Here is a 17,295-nt window from a genome sequence, read left to right on the forward strand (position 1 = left end):
AACGAGGCGCCTTCAGGCGTCCAGGCCGCCCACCGCGGCCCAACGAGGAGACACACCCATGACTGCACCGCAGCCGCCCGATTTCCGTTCGCCCAAGTTCCTGCACGCGCACATCCGCCAGACCATGGCGTTCTACGAGCCCGTGGCCACCGATCCGGGGGGCGGCATGTACCACTTTTTTCTCGACGATGGCACGGTGTATGACGAGCGCACGCGCCACCTGGTGAGCGCCACGCGCTTCGTCGTCACGCATGCCATTTTGCTCCAGACCACGGGGGAGCAGCGTTACTACGACGGCATGGAGCATGCGCTGAAGTTCCTGCGCACGGCCTTCCTCGATGCGGCCACCGGCGGCTATGCCTGGCTGATCGACTGGCACGGCGGCCATGCCACCGTGCTTGATGCCACGCGCCATTGCTATGGCATGGCCTTCGTGATGCTGGCCTATGCCCGCGCGCACGAGGCCGGCATGCCCGAGGCACGCCAGTGGCTGGCCGAGGCCTTCGAGACCGCCGAGCAGCGTTTCTGGCAACCGGCCCAGGGCCTCTATGCCGACGAGGCCACGCGCGACTGGGCGCTGTCGGACTACCGTGGCCAGAACGCCAACATGCATGCCTGCGAGGCCATGATCTCGGCCTTTCGCGCCACGGGCGAGCGCCGCTACATCGAGCGCGCCGAGCAACTCGCGCAAGGCATCTGCCAGCGCCAGGCGGCATTGTCGGGCGGCTGGGTGTGGGAGCATTTCCGCGCCGACTGGTCGGTCGATTGGGACTACAACCGCCACGACCGGACCAACATCTTTCGCCCCTGGGGCTACCAGGTCGGCCACCAGACCGAATGGGCCAAGCTGCTGCTGCAGCTCGATGCGCTGGCCCCTGCCGACTGGCACCTGCCCTGCGCGCGCTTTTTGTTCGACGCTGCACTGGACAAGGGCTGGGATGCCGTGCACGGCGGCATCGTCTATGGCATGGCACCCGACGGCAGCATCTGCGACGATGGCCGCTACCACTGGGTGCAGGCCGAGAGCATGGCGGCCGCCGCCGTGCTGGCCGTGCGTACGGGCGAGCAGCGTTACTGGGACTGGTACGACCGGATCTGGGCCTACTGCTGGCAGCACTTCGTGGACCACGAGCACGGCGCCTGGTTCCGCATCCTCGACGGGCACAACCGCAACCACACGCGCGAAAAGAGCAACGCCGGCAAGGTGGACTACCACAACATGGGCGCCTGCTACGACGTGCTGCTGGCGCTCGGGGCGCAGCGCGCCGCCTGAAAATCACATCGCCGCGCTGGCCTGGAAGAAGTTCACCGGCAGGCCCGGCACCTCCACGGGCAGGCTGAACAGCGAACCCGCGGGCACGGCGGCATCCAGTTCCTCCTGAGGCCGGCCCGCGCGCGCCGAGGTGATGTAGAGCGTGCGCAAGTCTTCGCCGCCAAAGCACACCATGGTGGGGCACTGCACAGGCACGGCAATGCGCTGCAGCACCTGGCCGGTGGGCGAGAGCTGCAGAATGCAGGCCCCCTCGTACATGGCCACCCAGTAGTTGCCCTGCACGTCCACGGCGGCGCCATCGGGCCGGCCCCCATAGGACTCGCCCGCCACCTTGGGGGGGAAGTGGGCCCAGGGGGTGCGGCCCTCGATGCGGCCCGTGGCTGCGTCGAAGCCGAAACGGTCGATGCGGTGCTCGGGCGTGTTCGACCAGTAGAGCCACCGGTCGTCGGGGCTGAAGGCCAGGCCGTTGGCGGTGAAGTTGTCGCCCGCCATCTTCTGCACGCGAAAGCCGCCCGGTGCCGCCTCCAGCCGCCACAGCGCCGCGTCGGGGGCCGTGCGCGGGCTGATCACCGAGCCGGCCCAGAACCGGCCCGCCGAATCGCAGCGGCCATCGTTCAGGCGCAGCACGCGGGTGTCGTGCGCATCGGCGGGCAACAGCGCCAGGCAGGCGAGGGTGCCGCTCTGGGTGTCGAGCAGGTAGAAGCCGTCTCGTAACCCGATTACTATTTTGTGGCCGGCCGCTGGCGCGCAGCAGCCGGGTTCGGACGGCATGTCCCAGCTCCGCAGGCGCCCGCTGGCCGGCTCCCAGGCGTGCACCCGCTTCCCTTGAATGTCACACCAGTAAAGGGATGTTTCGTGGGGATGCCAGAACGGCGATTCGCCGAGTTCCGAGGGCGGCAGGGGCAGGGTCTGCAGGGACATTGGCTTGATCCGGGGTGGTTATCGAGTTACATTCTAGAGGCTCCCGCAGGAGCCCTGCCACCGATTCCCATACCCATACCAAATCCCCGATGGAGCATTCCCCATGCATTCAGTCGTAGCGCGCGTGACGGCCCGCATCATCGAGCGCAGCAAGGAGACCCGCGCCGCCTACCTGGCCACGGTCGACGCCATGGTCCAGCGCAAGTCCCCGCAGGACCGCATGGGCTGCGCCAACCTGGCCCATGCCTATGCCGCGCTGCCAGGCTCCGAGAAGTTCAAGGTCACCGTCGAGAAGGCGCCCAACATCGGCATCGTCACGGCCTACAACGACATGCTCTCGGCCCACCAGCCTTACCAGGCCTACCCCGCACTGCTGCGCGACGAGGCCGCGCGCCATGGCGCCATGGCCCAGGTGGCCGGCGGCGTGCCCGCCATGTGCGACGGCGTGACGCAGGGCACGCCCGGCATGGAGCTGTCGCTGTTCTCCCGGGACAATATTGCCATGGCCACTGCGGTTGCGCTGTCCCATGACGTGTTCGACGGTGTGCTGCTGCTCGGCGTGTGCGACAAGATCGTGCCCGGTCTGTTGATCGGTGCCCTGCACTATGGCCACCTGCCTTGCGTGTTCGTGCCCGCCGGCCCCATGGGCTCGGGCCTGCCCAACAAGGACAAGGCCAAGGTGCGCGAGCAGTACGCGCAAGGCCTGGTCGGCCGAGACGAACTGCTCAAGGCCGAGTCGGCCGCGTACCACAGCCCCGGCACCTGCACCTTCTACGGCACGGCCAACAGCAACCAGATGCTGCTCGAAGCCATGGGCCTGCATGTGCCCAATGCGGCCTTTGCCTCGCCCGGCAGCGGCGAGCGCGAGGAGTTCACGCGCCAGGCCATGCGCACGGTGCTGTCCATCGGCAAGCGCGGCAATCGCTTCACCCCCATCGGCCATGTGGTGGACGAGCGCTGCATCGTCAACGCCATGGCCGCGCTGCTGGCCACGGGTGGCTCCACCAACCACTTGATCCACTGGGTGGCCATCGCACGCAGCGCCGGCATCCTGATCGACTGGACCGATTTTGACGACCTGTCCTCCGTGGTGCCGTTGCTGGCCCGCGTCTACCCCAACGGCGATGCCGACGTGAACCAGTTCCAGGCCGCGGGCGGCCCGCCCTGGATCCTGCGTGAACTGATGGCCAACGGCCTCATGCACCCCGACGTGCTGAGCGTGAACGAGGGCGGCATTGCCGCCGGTGGCCAGGCCGCTCCCGCTACCTCGGGCGACGAGGCCGTGCTGCGGCCCGTGGCCCAGCCCTTCTCGCCCACGGGTGGCCTGCGCCTGCTGCAGGGGCGCCTGGGCCGCGCCGTGATCAAGGTCTCGGCCGTGCCCGAAGACCGCCACATCATCGAGGCCCCTGCACGCGTGTTCGACTCGCAGGAAGAACTGCTCGCCGCCTTCAGTGCGGGCGAGGTGCAGCAGGACATGGTGGCCGTGGTGCGCTTCCAGGGCCCGCGCGCCAATGGCATGCCCGAGCTGCACAAGCTCACGCCGCCCTTGGCCGTGCTGCAGAACCAGGGCTTCAAGGTGGCGTTGGTGACCGATGGCCGCATGAGCGGCGCCTCGGGCAAGGTGCCGGCTGCCATCCACGTGACACCCGAGGCCCTGGGCGGCGGCCCGCTGGCCAAGGTGCGCAACGGCGACCTGGTGCGCGTGGACGCGGTGGCCGGTACGCTCGACGTGCTGGTCGACGAAGCCGAATGGTCCGCACGTGTCCCCGATGAATGCAAGGCGCCCGCAGCCACCGGCTTCGGGCGTGAACTGTTTGCCAACTTTCGCCGCCATGCGGGCGGCGCCGAACAAGGAGCCTGTACATGGCTGTGAATGCCACCACCCCTTCCCTGAACCCGGCGGACATCGCCAGCTACGGCCCGGTGATCCCGGTCATCGTGATCGACCGCGTCGAAGACGCGATCCCCCTGGCCGAGGCCCTGCTGGCCGGCGGGGTCAAAGTGCTCGAAGTCACGCTGCGCACGCCCGCGGGCCTGCCCGCCATCGAGGCGATTGCACGCCAGCTGCCCGAGGCCGTGGTCGGCGTGGGCACGGTGCTCAATGCCGAGGATGCACGCCGTGCGAGCGAGGCCGGCGCCCGCTTCGCCGTGAGCCCGGGCTACACCTCCGAAGTCGGCTCGGCCTGCAAGGGGCTGAACCTGCCGCTGCTGCCCGGCGTGGCCACCTCCAGCGAGATCATGCAAGCCCTGGCCGATGGCTTCCAGTTCCTCAAGCTCTTCCCGGCCGAGGCCGTGGGCGGCATCCCGCTGCTCAAGTCCTGGGCCAGCCCGTTTGGCCAGGTCAGCTTCTGCCCCACGGGCGGCATCACCAACGCCACCGCGCCCAATTACCTGGCACTGCCCAACGTGCGCTGCGTGGGTGGGTCCTGGCTCACGCCGGGAGATGCCGTGCGCTCGGGGGACTGGGCACGCATCACGCAGCTGGCGCAGGCCACACAGGCGCTGCGGCAGGCCAGCTGAGCCGGCGACGCATTTCCCTTGGGGCAATGAGTGCCCCTCCCAAAGCCCGCGCACTGCAGCCGCGGGCTTTTTTCATGGGGCCCCACAAGATCGGATGCATCTGGTATCCATTGGCTCGTTGCCTGCGCGCGACAAGTTCGTGGCACTGCTGGGGTGAATTAATAAAATGAGAATCGTTATCAATACTATTCTTGAGAATCATGGCAATTCACTACAGGCAGACCGCCGTCTGCGCGGGCATCGCGCTGGCGTTCGGGCTCACGGCGGCGGGGGCGTGGGCGCAGGGGACAGGTGCCACGCTGGGCGAGGTGCGCGTGGACGCGAATGCAGAGAAGGAGTCGGCCACGGCCCCGGTGGTTGGCTACCGCGCACGCAACGCCGCCACGGCCACCAAGACGGACACGCCGCTGTCCGAGACCCCGCAATCCGTCACTGTGATCACGCGCGACCAATTGGTGGACCAGGGCGCCTCCAACCTGCAGGACGCGCTGCTCTACGCGGCCGGTGTGCGCAGCGATGCTTACGGCCTGGACAGCCGCTCCGACGGCATGCGCGTGCGCGGCAGCTACCCGGACGTCTACCTCGACGGCCTGCGCCAGAACTACAACTGGTACACCAGCGTCACACGCTCCGACGCCTACACGCTGGAGCGCATCGAGGTGCTGCGCGGCCCCTCGGGCATGCTGTTCGGCGCCGGCACGGTGGCCGGCGTGATCAACATGGGCAGCAAGCGCCCCCTGCAGGAGGCACAGCGCGAAGTCGGCGTGCAACTGGGCAGCTGGAACCGGCGCCAGCTGCAGGCCGATCTGACCGGCCCGCTGACCAAGGACGGCGAATGGTCCTACCGCCTGGTGGCCCTGGCCCGCGCGGCCGACACCCAGGTGGACCATGTACCCGACGACCGCCGCCTGATCGCGCCCTCGCTGGCCTGGCGGCCCAACGCCGCCACCTCGCTGGTGCTGCAGGCCCACTGGCAGCAGGACCGCAGCGGCAGCACCTCGCAGTTCTTCCCCTGGTCGGGCACCTTGTTGCCCAACCCCAATGGCCAACTGCCGCTGTCGCGCTTCATCGGCGAGCCCGGCGACCACTACGATAGCGACCGCGAGTCGGTGGGCTGGCTGTTCGAGCACCGCTTCAACGACAACTGGACCGTGCGCCAGAACCTGCGCCTGGCGCGCAATGAAAACCGCGGCGTGTACCACTGGGGCGACTTCTACACGGTCCTCGGCGGCTTCGGGTCCGACCCTGTGAATCAGCGCGTACTGGGCCGCTTCTACGATGAGTCCCTCACCCGCACGCGCATGGCGGCGGTGGATACGCACCTGCAGGGCAACCTGAGCACGGGTGCGCTGCGCCACCAGCTGCTGCTGGGTGTGGACTGGAACCGCCAGACCGAGGACAAGGCGACCGCCAGTGCCTTCAGCACCATCGACGCCTATGCGCCGGTGTACGGCAACCTGGTGACGGCCCCCCTGGATGCCAGCCCGCGCAATGTGCAGCGCCAGAGCGGCATCTACCTGCAGGACCAGATGAAGTGGGGCAACTGGATCTTCGTGGCCGGCCTGCGCCATGACCGCGCGGTGAACAGCCTGGCCGGATCGGCCGACGACCGCACCAGCGACACCACCAAGCGCCTGGGCGTGATGTACCAGCTGCCGGGCGGCTGGACACCCTACATCAGCTACGCCGAGTCGTTCAGCCCCGTGAGCGGCATCAACAAGCAGGGCCAGCGCTTCAAGCCGCTCGAAGGCGAGCAGATCGAGCTGGGCGTGAAGTACGTGCCCGAGGGCAGCGGCACCCAGTTCACGGCGGCGGTGTACGACCTCAAGGAAAAGAACCAGAAGATCGCCGACCCGGTCAACGCCGGCAACACGCTGCAGGCCGGCCAGACGCGCAACAAGGGGCTGGAGCTGGAGTACAAGGGGCGCGTCGCCACGGTCTTCGACCTCATCGCCCACTACAACTACACGGATGTCGATCCCACCCTGGAGGGGCTGCCGCGGCACCAGGCGGCCGTCTGGGGTGTCTACCGCTTTGCCGTCGGCGGCGTGCGCGGGTTCTCGGCCGGTGCCGGTTACCGCTGGCTGTCCTCGTTCCGCGATGGCTCGGGCCCGACCGTTCCTTCGGCGGGCGTGGTGGACGCGCTGCTCGCCTACGACACACCGCAGTGGCGCTATGCGCTCAACATCAGCAACCTTGCCGACAAGCAGTATGTGAGCACCTGCCTCGCGCGCGGCGACTGCTGGTGGGCCACGCGCCGCAACGTGGTGCTGAGCGCGACCTACAGATTCTGATGCACCAACGAAGAAGCCCCGCAGGCCTTGCAGCCTGCGGGGCTTTTTTATGGGCTCACAGGAGCCGCCGTGCGGCCTGCTCCTGCGCGCTCGGCAATTACATGCCCATGCCGCCCATGCCACCCATGCCGCCCATGTCGGGCATGCCGCCGCCGGCAGGAGCGTCGTCCTTCGGGGCTTCGGCAACCATGGCTTCGGTCGTCAGCAGCAGCGATGCCACGGAGGCAGCGTTCTGCAGGGCCGTGCGGGTGACCTTCGTGGGGTCCAGAATGCCCAGCTCGAGCATGTCGCCGTAGGTGTCGTTCGAAGCGTTGAAGCCGAAGTTGCCCTTGCCGGCCAACACGGCGTTCACCACCACCGAGGCTTCGCCGCCGGCGTTGTTCACGATTTCGCGCAGAGGCGCTTCGATGGCCTTCAGCACCAGCTTGATACCGGCTTCCTGGTCGGCGTTGTCGCCCTTGACCGAGTCACCCACGGCTTGCTTGGCACGCAGCAGGGCCACGCCACCACCGGCCACCACGCCTTCTTCCACGGCAGCGCGGGTAGCGTGCAGTGCGTCTTCCACGCGGGCCTTCTTTTCCTTCATTTCGACTTCGGTGGCAGCGCCGACCTTGATCACGGCCACACCGCCGGCCAGCTTGGCCACGCGCTCTTGCAGCTTTTCGCGGTCGTAGTCGGACGTGGCTTCCTCGATCTGCACGCGCACTTGCTTGACGCGGGCTTCGATGTCAGCGGCAGCGCCGGAGCCGTCGATGATGATGGTGTTTTCCTTGCCCACTTCGATGCGCTTGGCCTGGCCCAGGTCGGCCAGGGTCACCTTCTCGAGGGTCAGGCCCACTTCTTCGGCGATGACCTTGCCGCCCGTCAGGATGGCGATGTCTTCCAGCATGGCCTTGCGGCGGTCGCCGAAGCCAGGGGCCTTCACAGCCACAACCTTCAGGATGCCGCGGATGGTGTTGACCACCAGCGTCGCCAGGGCTTCGCCTTCGACTTCTTCGGCAATGATCAGCAGGGGACGGCCGGCCTTGGCGACTTGCTCCAGCGTGGGCAGCAGGTCACGGATGTTGCTGATCTTCTTGTCGAACAGCAGCACGAAGGGGTTGTCCAGAATCGCGGATTGCTTTTCGGGGTTGTTGATGAAGTAGGGCGACAGGTAGCCGCGGTCGAACTGCATGCCTTCCACGACGTCCAGTTCGGACTCGAGCGACTTGCCGTCTTCCACGGTGATCACGCCTTCCTTGCCGACCTTGTCCATGGCGTCAGCGATCAGCTTGCCGATGGTTTCGTCGGAGTTGGCGGAGATCGAACCCACTTGGGCGATTTCCTTGGAGGTGGTGGTGGGCTTGGAAGCCTTCTTCAGTTCCACGACCAGGGCGGCGACAGCCTTGTCGATACCGCGCTTGAGGTCCATGGGGTTGATGCCGGCGGCCACGTACTTGAAGCCTTCGCGCACGATGGCCTGGGCCAGCACGGTCGCGGTGGTGGTGCCGTCACCAGCGTTGTCGCTGGTCTTGGAGGCCACTTCCTTCACGAGCTGGGCGCCCATGTTCTGCAGCTTGTCCTTGAGTTCGATTTCCTTGGCCACGGACACGCCGTCCTTGGTCACGGTGGGGGCGCCGAAGGAGCGCTCGAGCACCACGTTGCGGCCCTTGGGGCCCAGGGTCACCTTGACCGCGTTGGCCAGGATGTTCACGCCTTCAACCATGCGTGCGCGGGCTTCGCCGCCGAAAACTACGTCTTTTGCTGCCATTTGATTTCTCCGAATTCAGTAAAAAGTCTGCTCAGTAGGGAGAAGAATTACTTCTCGACGACAGCAAAAAGGTCGTCTTCCTTCATGACCAGCAGCTCGTCGCCCTTGATCTTGACGGTCTGGCCCGAGTACTTGCCGAACAGAACGCGGTCGCCGACCTTCACGTTCAGGGCGATCAGCTCGCCCTTGTCGTTCTTCTTGCCGGGGCCAACGGCCAGCACTTCACCTTGATCGGGCTTTTCAGCGGCGTTGTCGGGGATCACGATGCCGGAGGCGGTCGTGGTTTCGCTTTCAATACGCTTGACGATCACGCGATCGTGCAGGGGGCGAAGGTTCATTGCATTGCTCCTGGTTCAAAAATTACCGACAGTACGAAGCGCCTGGCGAGTGCCATTCGCTACCAAACTTCATCCAGCAAGGGTGTTAGCACTCCATTGCAGTGAGTGCTAATGATACGGGCATTTGTTGCCGTTTCAAGACATGGGGTGATTGGAAAGGTGTCAAACACGCGTCCAGATGTTCGCCGCGGCACTGCGGACAGGGGGTGTCGGCAAGCACCTGAGCGCCTGGAAAGCCGCCCTGCCGCAAGGCCTGCATGCCGAAAGCCCGGGCCCTGGGGCCGCGCGCACCCTGCATGGCCGCCTCTGTTCTCCCCCCGCCGGGGTGGGGTGAAAGCCGTCTTTCGTCGGTAACTTGCGCTGGCCGGGTCTCCGGCACCCACTTGTCGCGCGCCGCGCCGGCGCCTGTCCGGACCCGTCGCCCCCCGGCTTCGGGGCGCCAGGCCGCAGAACGCCCAGCCAACCATTCCTTTTTATTCTTGTTGAGGGAACCGATGAAACATCTGATGAAGAACAAGCGCGTCCGTACGGGCGCAGCCCTGGGCGCTGCCGCGCTGTGCTCTGCCCTGCTGACTCCTGCCCATGCGGTGCAGCCGGCGATCTCCGTGGGCTATGACCACGCGCTGGTGCTGCGCGCCGACGGCACGGTCTGGTCCTGGGGGTATGGCGGCAGTGGCCAGCTGGGCCTGGGCAGCACCGCCACGCGCACGGCGCCCACGCAGATCCCCACGCTGCAGGACGTGGTGCAGGTGGTGGCGCGCGGTTCGTTCTCGCTGGCGCTCAAGGCCGACGGCAGTGTCTGGGCCTGGGGCGACAACTCGGGCGGGCGCACCGGGGGCAATGGCACCAGCGTGCCCGTGCAGATCAACGGCCTGAGCAACATCGTGAGCATCAATGCCGGCACGAATACCGCTGCGGCCTTCGCCACCGACGCGGCGGGCCAGGTCTATGCCTGGGGCAGCAACAGCGCCGCCCAACTGGGCACGGGGCAGACCAGCCCGGGCGGCAACCCCGTGCCGCGCCTGGTGGCGGGCGCGGAGGGCGCCGTGGCCGTGAGCGCATCGGACGCGGCAGTGCTTTCGTTGCGCCAGGACGGCAAGGTGGTCGCCTGGGGCTCCAACGGCAACCAGGCCCTGGCCCCCGTGGCTGGCAGCGCCACGGCCCCCGTCGTGATCGCACCCCTGTCCGGCGTGCAGGCCGTGGCTTCAACCACCATCAACATTGCCGGCCAGTACTACGCCCTCAAGGGCGACGGCACGGTGGCCGTCTGGGGCCAGGCCTCGACCAACGCCACCTTCTGCGGCCAGAAAGGCGTTGCGGCCGCATCGGGCTACCCCTTGATCGACCTTTCGCCCATCCAAGGCCTCACGCGCATCCAGCAGATCGAGCCCGGCGAAGGCCACACCCTGTTCGTCGATGCCGATGGCGCCCTGCATGCCTGCGGTGTCAACAGCGCCGGGCAGCTGGGCGACGGCACCCTGGTCAATCCAACGACCGAGATTCCCAAGATCGCGCACATTGCAGGCCTGCCGCCCGTGGTCGCGGCGGCGGCGGGCTCGTCCATTTCGGGGGTGATCGGTGCAGATGGCAGTGTCTGGGTGTGGGGCAAGACCACCAACCTGGCACCCGGCGGGGACGCCAAGGCCACCACGCCCGTGCGTGTCATGGGGGCCAATGGGGCGGCTTTCAGCGCAGGCCGCGTCGGCGAAGCACCTGGCACCTTTGCCGGCGGGCAGACAGGCCCCCTGAGCAATGTGACGCTGGACGTGGGTGCCACGGTGTCCACGCTGCACCGCGGCAAGACGGGCCGGGTGTACGTGGCCGCATTCGCGGGTTCGACCGTGCTCTTCCTAGGCCCCAATGGCTGGGTGCCCTACACGGGCGGGGCCTTCCCGGCCTACCTGTCGGGAGCGCTGCCGCGCACGGTGCCGGTGCGCATCGCCTCGGGCCTGAACTTCAGCGGCCTGGAGGGGGTGCAACTGGCGGTGGGCTATGGTGTGGGGGACGATGCCAGTGCGGCGGCGGAGATGGTGCGCGCGGGGCGCTACCAGGTCGTGCACACGCTCCACTGAACGGTAGCCGGTGCAGGCAGAGGCCAGGGGCGTGCACCCAGGCCTTGCCCCTGTCCGGACGCGGCGACGTCAAGGCAGGGCCGGGGTTTGCCGCAGCACGATGCGGTTGCGCCCGGCCACGGCTGCACACAGTGCCAGCGACAGGACCGCCGTGACCCACGCAGCCAAGCTCTTCCCGGGCCCCGCGGGCTCGCTGGCTCGCTGGCTCGCTGGCTCGCTGGCGAGCGGAGCATGGAATGGCGGATGGAGCGGATTGCGGGTCATGGCGGCAGGCCTTGCCGTGCTCACCGAATCCAGGCCTTCAGTTCCACCCAATACCATTGGATACCATGGCGTTGAGGCCTGGCCACTCCCGTCGGGAACCCGTCTCAGGGCAAAAAAGCGGCGTCGAAGTCCTCGCGGGCCTGGCGCAGGGCATCGTGGTGGCGTTCGGCCCAGCGGTCCAGCGCGATCAGGGTTTCGCTGAGCGACTGGCCCAGGGCACTGAGGCGGTACTCCACATGGGGCGGCACCGTCCCATGGTCTTCGCGCAGCACCAGGCCATTGCGCGCCAGCTCCCGCAAGGTCTGCGACAGCACCTTCTGCGAGATGCCTTCCACGCGCCGCAGCAACTCGTTGTTGCGCAGCGGGCCCGGCGCCAGCGCCGGGATGACCAGGAGGGGCCATTTGCCCGCCACGAGCTCCAGCGCCGCGCGCGACGGGCAGGCCTGGCTTAGCACGTTTGCACCGCCTTCTGCGGCGCCTTGCAGCATTGTCATGGTTACCAACAGGTGCCTACTTTTGCGCCGGAAATCATATCCCTAAGCTCGTGCCATCCCTTTTTGAACTGGAGAAAACAAGCGATGGCATGGATTCTTTTACTCTCGGCCAGTGCGGTGGAAATCGCCATGGCGCTGCTGCTCAAGGCCTCCGATGGCTGGGCCCGGATCTGGCCGGGCCTGATGGGCCTGGTCGCTGGCGGCGCCAGCATCTACCTGTTGGCGCATGCCCTCAAGACCTTGCCCATGGGCACGGCCTACGCGGTCTGGACCGGCATCGGCTCGGTCGGCGTGGCCCTGGTCGGCATCGTGGCGCTGGGCGAGAGCGCCGCACCCGCGCGCCTGTTCTTCATCGGCCTGGTGGTGGCCGGCATGGTGGGCCTGCGGCTCATCGACACCCAGGCATGAGCCCGGCAGCAGAAAGAAGCACCGCATGACCCACCTCCTGTATGTTCAGGCGTCGCCGAGCACGCCCACCTCCACCTCCAGCACGGTGGCTGGCGCATGGCTCGGTGCCTGGCGCGAAGCGCACCCCGGCGCCACGGTCGACGTGCTCAACGTCTGGGACCTGCCGCTGCCCGCGTTCGACGCGGAGATGATTGCCGCCAAGTTCGCGGTGCTGCGCGCGCAGCAGGCCACGTCGGACCAGCAGCGGCTGTGGGCCGAGGCCGTGGCCGTGTCCCAGCGCTTCAACGCGGCGGACGAGTACCTGTTCAGCCTGCCCATGTGGAATTTTGGTGTGCCGTACCGGCTCAAGCATTTCATCGACGTCGTGACCCTGCCGGGCCAGAACTGGCGCTGGTCGCGCGAGCAAGGCTACGAAAGCCTGCTGCCGGGCAAGCGGGCCACGCTGGTCTACTCCAGCGCGGGCGACTACCCGGTGGCACCGCACGAGGACGGGGCAGACTTCCAGAAGCCCTTCATGCGGCGCTGGCTGCGCTTTCTGGGCATGGAGGTGGCGGGCGAAATCAGTGCATCGCCAACGCTCGCGCCAGCGGCCGAGGTGGACGCCCTCCAGCAGCGGGCCCTGGCCAGCGCCCGAGCTGCAGGTGCCGGCAACAGGGCGGTTTGACAGCCGCCCCGCGGATCACGGCTGCCGGTCCTGGCCCGCCAGGCGCTGAGCGAGCCAGTCCACGGCCTGCTGCAAGGCGCCCAGGTGGGGGGCCTGGACCAGCGAGACCTGCATCGCCAGGCGCAGCCCGGGCGGTGCAATGCGGCGCAGCTGCGGGCGCCGCAGGGCCATGGCCCGCTGCCGGGGCAACAGAGCAACGCCCAGACCGCGCTCTGCCAGAGACAACTGCAGGCCGACGTCATGCACCTCGGCGGCGATGTGCAAGGGCGCCCCGGCGCTCTCCACTGCGGCCCTGAGGGCCGAGCGTGAGCCGCACAGGCCGTCGGGTGTCAGTACCCACCCGATCTGGTTGAGTTCCAGCAGCGTGGGGTGCCGGCCCAATGCCGTCTTGCGTGCGGCCAGGAAGACGATTTCTTCGGTCGCCAAGAGCCGGCCGGGCGCGTGAGGCACCCCGCCGGCAGTGCCCGCCATGAAGACCACCGCCGCATCAAGCTCGCCCTGGTCGATGCGCGGCAGCAGCTCATTGGTCCAACCGCTGGCCAGCTGCAGGCCCAGCCCCGGGTAGCGGGCCCCGAGCGCCTCCAGGCCATCGGCCAACTGCGCATCGGCCAGTGCGTGCACCACGCCCAGGCGCAGCGTGCCCTGGGGCTGGGCATTGGTGGAGGCGGCCCGCTTGAGTTCATCCACCGCGGCCAGCACCTTGCGGGCCTCGCGCAGCACGGCCTGGCCGGCCGATGTCAGCCGCGCGGGCTTGGCGCGCCGGTCCAGCAGGCTCACGTCGAGCAGGCTCTCCAGCCGTTGCAACTGGCGCGTGACCGCGGGCTGCGTGAGCGGCAGGCGTTCTGCCACGGCCTGCACAGACCCTGTTTCGGCCAGCAGGACAAAGGCTTTGAGCTCGGTGATCATCATTCAATTTTTGCATGAAAATTCTGAAAATAATGAATTTGCAGGCTTCTTAGGGTCTCGGCACAGTGCGCTGCTGTATCCACTCCAAGAGCTAGCAATGAAAGCATTTGAAATCCATGGGCATGGCTTCGGCGGTTTGAAACCCGTGCAGCGGCCATCGCCCCGACCGGGCCCGCGCGAGGTGCTCGTGCGCATGCGGGCCATGGCCCTCAACTACCGCGACCTGGAGATCCTGCTGGGCCACTACCACACGCCGTTCGCGCACCCGCTGGTGCCGCTCTCCGACGGGGTGGGCGAGGTACTGGCCGTGGGCGAAGGGGTAACCCGCGCCCGGCCCGGCGACCGGGTGATCCTGTCCTTCTGGGAGCGCTGGACGGACGGCGCCTTCCACCCCGCTGATGCGGGCACGCAGCTGGGAGGGCCCCAGGACGGCGTGCTGGCTGAAGAGCTCGTTGCGTCCGAGGACCGCATCGTGGTCGTGCCCGAAGCGCTGACCGACGCGCAGGCCGCCAGCCTGCCCTGCGCAGGCACCACGGCCTGGCATGCGCTGGTCTCCGCTGGGGGCATCCGGCCCGGAGACACCGTGCTGGTGCAGGGCACCGGCGGTGTATCGCTGTTTGCGCTGCAGATCGCGCGCATGTCCGGTGCGCGCGTGATCGCCTCGTCCAGCAGCGACGGGAAGCTCGAGCGCGCCCGCGGGCTCGGGGCCTGCGCCACCGTCAACTACCGGCGCAACCCCGCCTGGGGCGAAGAGGTGCGGCGCCTCACCGGCGGGCGCGGTGTCGACCATGTGCTGGAGGTCGGCGGCCCGGGCAGCTTTGCGCAGTCGCTGCAGGCCATCCGGCCGGGTGGGCAGATCAACGTGATCGGCTACCTCGGCGGGACCGAGGGCCTGGTCAACCCCCTGGACATCTTTCGGCGCCAGGCCACCGTGCGCGGGATTCCGGTGGGCTCGCGGCGCATGCTGGAAGACCTGGTGGCTGCCTATGCTGCGGGGCCGATCCGCCCGGTGGTCGACCGGGTCTTTCCGTGGACCGGGGCGGCAGAAGCCTTGCGCTACCTGCAGTCCGGCGCCCACTTCGGCAAGATCGTTCTGGCGGTGTAGGGGCTGAGGTCAACGCAAAACCAAGTCCCTCGCGCGCCGCGCGCCCCGCTTTGGGCGGTCTGCGGCGTTGCAAATGCTCGCCATAGCACGGACTATGGCTGCGCTTTGCGCCTGGCAGCCCATCCCAAATCAGGGCACGCGCCATCGCGAAGACTTGATTTTGCGTTGCCTTAGAAGCTGTAGCGTGCCGATGCGTAGAGGTTGCGCTGCTGCCCTGGCGTGAGGTAGCTGGCCAGGTGCAGGTGGCTGGATACGAAGTAGGCCTTGTCGAACACATTGCGCAGGGCCAGTTGCAGCTCCAGTTGCCTGCCGCCTTCGAGCGGCATGCGCCAGCTGTGTGACAGGTCCAGGCGTGCATAGCCGGGCAGCACCGTGGTGTTGTAAATGTCGGCGTAGCGGGCACCCTGCGCGTACAGGCCCGCCCCCGTGGCGTGCTCGGCATTCCAGCGGTACTGGCCCCACAGGCTCAGGGCGTGGCGCGCCACGTTGGGAATGGCCTTGCCGGGGTACTCGGCGTTGTCCGTGAACCTGGCCTGTGTGTAGGCGTAGGCAACCTGCAATCGCACATCCCGCGTGAGGTCGCCGGCCAGGCTGGCTTCGAGTCCTTGCGAGCGGCCGCTGCCGGCCAGGGTCTTGTCGAACATGCTGGGTGTGGAGAGGTCGCCCGACAGCAGGTGGGTCTGCTCCAGCCGGTACACCGCCACATCGGACTGCAGGCGTCCGCCGTTCCACAGCGACTTCCAGCCGGCCTCGAACTGCCGGCTCTTGCGCGAGGGCAGCGACTGGCCCGATGCCGACGAGGCCTGGTTGGGCGCAGTGCCGGTGCCGTAGCTGGCGTAGACCGAATCCGCATCCGACAGCTTGCGCAGCACGGCCAGCTTGGGCGAGGTGGTGCTCTCCTGCACGCCTCTGGTGCCGGCCGGCCCGTAGAGAAAGTCCTGCCGCGTGTGGCGCAGGCCCGCCACGATGCTCCAATCGCCCCATTCGATGCGGTCCTGCAGGGACAGGGCCGTGCTGGCCAGGTCCTGCGCGGTGGTGGCGAAGGTCAAGCTCGCCGGCCGCGTGGTCTGCCCGTAGACGGGGCTGAAGACATTGATGTCGGGGTTGTTGGCGCCAGCGACGCCGGCTGAGGGCTGGTCCAGCGTCTCGGTGTAGCGGTCCACGTCGATGAACAGGTGGTGGCGCGTGCTGCCCCAGGCCTGCACGCGGGTCAGGCTGGTGGCCAGGGCATTGATGCGGCGCTCGGTGCCCGGCTCGTAGGCCAGTCGGCGCGCAAAAGTACCCAGTGGCGCGCCCGCCACGGCGGCGCCCACGGACTGGCGCACGGAGGTGCTGCTTCCACGCAGGTGGGTGAGGTCCACCGCCAGGCGGGTGTCCGGTGCGATTTCCACGTCGCCATGCAGATCGACCAGGGTGTTGCGCGTGGTGGAGTCGGCCCAGGGTTCGCCGAGCTGGCGGTCCATCGGCACGGCCGCAGGGCGGCCGTTCACGCCGGGCAGACCGTAGTCGGGCTGGTAGCGCTGGTCCGTGGCCTCCACGCCCAGGCCCAGGTGGTAGCGCTCGCCATCGTTCTTGGCGATACCGAGCTTCACGCCGCCGAGCCGGTCCGGCACATGGCGCCATTCGCTCGCGGTGGAGCGCGTCACGATGAGCCGTGCGGCCAGTTCCTGCTCGGCCGAGAGCACGCGGTTGAGGTCCACCGTGGCGTCGAGCGCGTTGTGCGCGCCGCCGCCCAGGCTGGCCGAGCCGAAGTTGGCCAGCTCCGGCTGGCGGGTCACGATGTTCACGCTGCCGCCGGGCTCGCTGCGCAGGCCCAGGGCCGCGCCCGGCCCGCGCAGCACGTCCACGCTCTCGGTGAAGGCGGGCACGAAGGCGTAGTTGGACAGGCGCACGCCATCGCGCAGCACGCGGCTCGATCCCGTGCCGCTGTCGGCAATGGCGCCGCGCAGCACGAAGAACTGGCTGTGGCTGCCGTTGAAGCCCGAGTCGGCCTGCGCGCCGGGCACATTGCGCAGCGCCTCCTGCAGCGTGGTGGCAGCCTGGGCGCGCATCAGCTCGGCCGGCACGGTGGAGACGGACGCTGGTACCTCCAGCAGCGGCGCGGCGCGGCCCGTGGCCAGGCTGGCGGCGCGCTGCTGCGCCTCGCGCATGGGAGACGCGGTGACGGTGACGGAGGGCAGGGAGGTGGACGCATCCTGCCCCATGGCCTGCGATGCCGCCAGCAGGCCGGCCATCACCTGCACGGCATGCATGGTGGTGCGAAGGGTGGGGAACATGGGCGTGGCT

At 68.1% G+C, this 17,295-nt stretch carries 14 protein-coding genes; 8 read left to right on the forward strand and 6 right to left on the reverse strand.

The annotated features are described in order from the left end of the window. The first annotated feature begins 58 nt into the window (after positions 1–58). On the forward strand, positions 59–1,273 hold the full coding sequence (locus HNP48_RS18335) for an AGE family epimerase/isomerase (protein ID WP_184859613.1): 1,215 nt from the start codon (positions 59–61) through the stop codon (positions 1,271–1,273). Positions 1,274–1,276: 3 nt separating this feature from the next. Here the strand turns inward: HNP48_RS18335 and HNP48_RS18340 are convergent, their stop codons facing one another. Further along, a complete protein-coding gene (locus HNP48_RS18340; RefSeq protein ID WP_184859616.1) occupies positions 1,277–2,194 on the reverse strand; it encodes an SMP-30/gluconolactonase/LRE family protein in 918 nt (305 codons plus the stop codon). Positions 2,195–2,297: 103 nt separating this feature from the next. Between HNP48_RS18340 and edd the strand changes: the two genes are divergently transcribed. The 3 genes from edd to HNP48_RS18355 all read left to right on the forward strand — a co-directional run bounded on the left by edd (position 2,298) and on the right by HNP48_RS18355 (position 7,008). After that, positions 2,298–4,067 (forward strand): phosphogluconate dehydratase, encoded by a 1,770-nt coding sequence (edd, locus tag HNP48_RS18345; protein WP_184859618.1) that lies wholly within the window; start codon positions 2,298–2,300, stop codon positions 4,065–4,067. Continuing rightward, entirely contained in the window at positions 4,058–4,714 is a 657-nt protein-coding gene (locus HNP48_RS18350) for a bifunctional 4-hydroxy-2-oxoglutarate aldolase/2-dehydro-3-deoxy-phosphogluconate aldolase (protein ID WP_184859620.1), read from the forward strand. Before edd ends, HNP48_RS18350 begins: the two co-directional genes overlap by 10 nt. A 200-nt stretch (positions 4,715–4,914) precedes the next feature. Next, positions 4,915–7,008 (forward strand): TonB-dependent siderophore receptor, encoded by a 2,094-nt coding sequence (locus tag HNP48_RS18355; RefSeq protein ID WP_184859622.1) that lies wholly within the window; start codon positions 4,915–4,917, stop codon positions 7,006–7,008. Positions 7,009–7,105: 97 nt separating this feature from the next. Here the strand turns inward: HNP48_RS18355 and groL are convergent, their stop codons facing one another. Then, entirely contained in the window at positions 7,106–8,758 is a 1,653-nt protein-coding gene (gene groL / locus HNP48_RS18360; protein ID WP_184859624.1) for a chaperonin GroEL, read from the reverse strand. Positions 8,759–8,805: 47 nt separating this feature from the next. Next, complete coding sequence (locus HNP48_RS18365) at positions 8,806–9,096, reverse strand: co-chaperone GroES (protein ID WP_007854024.1); 291 nt, start codon at positions 9,094–9,096, stop codon at positions 8,806–8,808. Between the two features lie 494 nt (positions 9,097–9,590). Between HNP48_RS18365 and HNP48_RS18370 the strand changes: the two genes are divergently transcribed. Beyond that, on the forward strand, positions 9,591–11,168 hold the full coding sequence (locus HNP48_RS18370; protein WP_221480259.1) for a hypothetical protein: 1,578 nt from the start codon (positions 9,591–9,593) through the stop codon (positions 11,166–11,168). Between the two features lie 368 nt (positions 11,169–11,536). On the opposite strand, the gene HNP48_RS18375 is transcribed toward HNP48_RS18370, so the two are convergent. After that, on the reverse strand, positions 11,537–11,926 hold the full coding sequence (locus HNP48_RS18375; protein WP_409362567.1) for a winged helix-turn-helix transcriptional regulator: 390 nt from the start codon (positions 11,924–11,926) through the stop codon (positions 11,537–11,539). Positions 11,927–12,010: 84 nt separating this feature from the next. Here HNP48_RS18375 and HNP48_RS18380 point away from each other — a divergent pair, with 84 nt between their 5' ends. Beyond that, a complete protein-coding gene (locus tag HNP48_RS18380; RefSeq protein WP_184859628.1) occupies positions 12,011–12,334 on the forward strand; it encodes a multidrug efflux SMR transporter in 324 nt (107 codons plus the stop codon). A 25-nt stretch (positions 12,335–12,359) separates the two neighbouring features. Beyond that, positions 12,360–12,998, forward strand: coding sequence for an FMN-dependent NADH-azoreductase (locus HNP48_RS18385; RefSeq protein WP_184859630.1), 639 nt, complete (start codon positions 12,360–12,362; stop codon positions 12,996–12,998). 15 nt (positions 12,999–13,013) lie between these two features. On the opposite strand, the gene HNP48_RS18390 is transcribed toward HNP48_RS18385, so the two are convergent. Then, positions 13,014–13,907 (reverse strand): LysR family transcriptional regulator, encoded by an 894-nt coding sequence (locus HNP48_RS18390; RefSeq protein WP_184859632.1) that lies wholly within the window; start codon positions 13,905–13,907, stop codon positions 13,014–13,016. A 94-nt stretch (positions 13,908–14,001) separates the two neighbouring features. On the opposite strand from HNP48_RS18390, the gene HNP48_RS18395 reads away from it, so the two are divergent. Then, a complete protein-coding gene (locus HNP48_RS18395) occupies positions 14,002–15,009 on the forward strand; it encodes an NAD(P)-dependent alcohol dehydrogenase (protein WP_184859634.1) in 1,008 nt (335 codons plus the stop codon). A 170-nt stretch (positions 15,010–15,179) separates the two neighbouring features. On the opposite strand, the gene HNP48_RS18400 is transcribed toward HNP48_RS18395, so the two are convergent. Continuing rightward, positions 15,180–17,285 carry a TonB-dependent siderophore receptor gene (locus tag HNP48_RS18400; RefSeq protein WP_184859636.1) on the reverse strand — a complete coding sequence of 702 codons (2,106 nt, stop codon included), beginning with the start codon at positions 17,283–17,285 and terminating at the stop codon, positions 15,180–15,182. Between the last annotated feature and the right edge of the window lie 10 nt (positions 17,286–17,295).

The sequence above is a fragment of the Acidovorax soli genome, assembly GCF_014207955.1.
Taxonomy (GTDB): Bacteria; Pseudomonadota; Gammaproteobacteria; order Burkholderiales; family Burkholderiaceae_C; genus Acidovorax; species Acidovorax soli_A.

Coding starts and splice junctions, on each gene's coding strand:
- HNP48_RS18335 (WP_184859613.1), top strand. CDS start 59: ATGACTGCACCGCAGCCGCCCGATTTCCGTTCGCCCAAGTTCCTGCAC.
- HNP48_RS18340 (WP_184859616.1), bottom strand. CDS start 2,194: ATGTCCCTGCAGACCCTGCCCCTGCCGCCCTCGGAACTCGGCGAATCG.
- edd (WP_184859618.1), top strand. CDS start 2,298: ATGCATTCAGTCGTAGCGCGCGTGACGGCCCGCATCATCGAGCGCAGC.
- HNP48_RS18350 (WP_184859620.1), top strand. CDS start 4,058: ATGGCTGTGAATGCCACCACCCCTTCCCTGAACCCGGCGGACATCGCC.
- HNP48_RS18355 (WP_184859622.1), top strand. CDS start 4,915: ATGGCAATTCACTACAGGCAGACCGCCGTCTGCGCGGGCATCGCGCTG.
- groL (WP_184859624.1), bottom strand. CDS start 8,758: ATGGCAGCAAAAGACGTAGTTTTCGGCGGCGAAGCCCGCGCACGCATG.
- HNP48_RS18365 (WP_007854024.1), bottom strand. CDS start 9,096: ATGAACCTTCGCCCCCTGCACGATCGCGTGATCGTCAAGCGTATTGAA.
- HNP48_RS18370 (WP_221480259.1), top strand. CDS start 9,591: ATGAAACATCTGATGAAGAACAAGCGCGTCCGTACGGGCGCAGCCCTG.
- HNP48_RS18375 (WP_409362567.1), bottom strand. CDS start 11,926: ATGACAATGCTGCAAGGCGCCGCAGAAGGCGGTGCAAACGTGCTAAGC.
- HNP48_RS18380 (WP_184859628.1), top strand. CDS start 12,011: ATGGCATGGATTCTTTTACTCTCGGCCAGTGCGGTGGAAATCGCCATG.
- HNP48_RS18385 (WP_184859630.1), top strand. CDS start 12,360: ATGACCCACCTCCTGTATGTTCAGGCGTCGCCGAGCACGCCCACCTCC.
- HNP48_RS18390 (WP_184859632.1), bottom strand. CDS start 13,907: ATGATGATCACCGAGCTCAAAGCCTTTGTCCTGCTGGCCGAAACAGGG.
- HNP48_RS18395 (WP_184859634.1), top strand. CDS start 14,002: ATGAAAGCATTTGAAATCCATGGGCATGGCTTCGGCGGTTTGAAACCC.
- HNP48_RS18400 (WP_184859636.1), bottom strand. CDS start 17,285: ATGTTCCCCACCCTTCGCACCACCATGCATGCCGTGCAGGTGATGGCC.